This is a genomic window from Bacillus sp. P4_D3 (genome assembly GCF_056401855.1).
The window spans coordinates 1-1,693 of the sequence record NZ_JBFUIN010000666.1; the positions used below are offsets into that span (position 1 = coordinate 1).

Annotated in this window: 2 protein-coding genes; both read left to right on the plus strand. The window is 34.2% G+C overall.

The features are described 5' to 3' along the window. Positions 1-1,071: toxic anion resistance protein (locus tag AC1DTM_RS25375; RefSeq protein ID WP_477001176.1), on the plus strand; the 1,071-nt coding region annotated here is incomplete at its 5' end. 24 nt (positions 1,072-1,095) lie between these two features. Continuing rightward, the coding region (locus tag AC1DTM_RS25380) for a DUF3974 domain-containing protein (protein ID WP_477001177.1) at positions 1,096-1,693 on the plus strand (598 nt) is incomplete at its 3' end.

The following is a 1,693-nucleotide window of genomic DNA, read 5'->3' on the forward strand; positions in this document are numbered from 1 at the left end:
TATAATAATGTAGAAGTAGTAGTTGATACAGTAATAAAAGATGCAGAACTTGAAGAACTGAATAAAGARGCAGATCTTTATGTACAAAAGTTAAATAGCGAGCAAAATACAGATTTATCAAAATTATTGTCGCAGCTTGGAGACTTAGGGGATAAAGAGCAGCAAGCGGCAGGACAAACGCTATCAGCTTTAAAACGTCCTGTGACAGCGATGATGAATGGAAAGAATGAAGAAATTCCAAATACATTGTTAGAATTACGAAAAGTGGTATCAGAACTTGATCCAAACTCATTAAAAGCAACTGGTATGAAGAAACTTATGTTTAAAGTGTTTAAGAAAAATCCGCTTGAAAATTACGTGCATAAATATCAATCTATAGATAAGCAAATCGAGGAGATTATAAGATCACTTCTCATTGGCCGTGATAACTTGCAAGAGGATACGGTTGGTCTTGAAATGTTAAAAGAGCAATCACACGATAAAATTCACGCTCTTGATAAACAAGTATACTTAGGAAGAAAACTTGCTGGTATGCTGGAAGCTGAGAAACAAAATCCAGAACGTCAAAGGGATATTCCGTTAATAAATGATGCATTAGAAAAGATACTTGTGCGTACTCGTAATATGCAACAAGCAAAAAGTGTATTATTACAATCTATCGCGTCTGTAGATATTATTAAGAAAAATAATGAAAAGCTAGCAGAAGCAATTCGCAATGCAATTACGATGACACAAAACGTTGTAACGGTTTCAGCTGCAATTCAGCTCGCATTAACAAATCAACGTAAAACAATTGATGCAGTTAATGCGACAAATGAAGCGATTGAATCAATGGTATTAAGCAATTCTCAAGCATTAAAACAAAATACAGAAGAAACAACAAAACTCCTAGAAAATCCTGCAATTAGCATGGATAAATTACGTGAATCATTCCAAAATGTATTCGCTGCTATTGAAGCATCTGAGAAATCGTCAGAGCGTATTATTGAGTCTAGTAAGAAGTTTGTAATTGAACTTGACACATTTAATGATGAGATGAAGCAGAAACTCATTCAGCGTCCAAGGAAATAACAGATCATTAGAGGAGGTGAAAAAATGAGTTTCATTCAAGGAGTATTATTACTATTAGGGTCATTACTTTTAATCGCATTTACTGTCGTTGTTTTAGTTGTATACTTCGGACGTAAACTTTATTTTTCATGGACGAAACCATATAAGAGAGCGCAAGATTCTATTGAAAAATTATCGAACAAATCAACACCGTTTTTACAAGAATTTACGCAGCACCCACTCTTTTATCGCTGGATTCGTACAGAAGGGAAAAAAGAACAAAATACATTAAATACACTTTTCTGTTCAGCGGGCCAACGTACGAGAGAGCAAGTTTTCTCAATGTTACCGAAAGAAAAGCAGAAAAAAGTGCATGTGATGGCAAAAACAACGAAAAAGCTTACGAATGAAGATATTGATATTGCAACAATGAAAGTGAAAGATTTCTTGAGACAAGAATCACAGCAAACTGTAAAACCGACAGACTTATCGTTTTATAAATTGTATTTCTATGATCGATATCCAGATGCATTAAATACAATTCAAGCATATAAACGCTCGATTAATCCTTCACTACAAAGAACGGTTGATGACATTACAATTTCAGTATTAAATGCACTTCCGTACTATCAAGAACAACGCA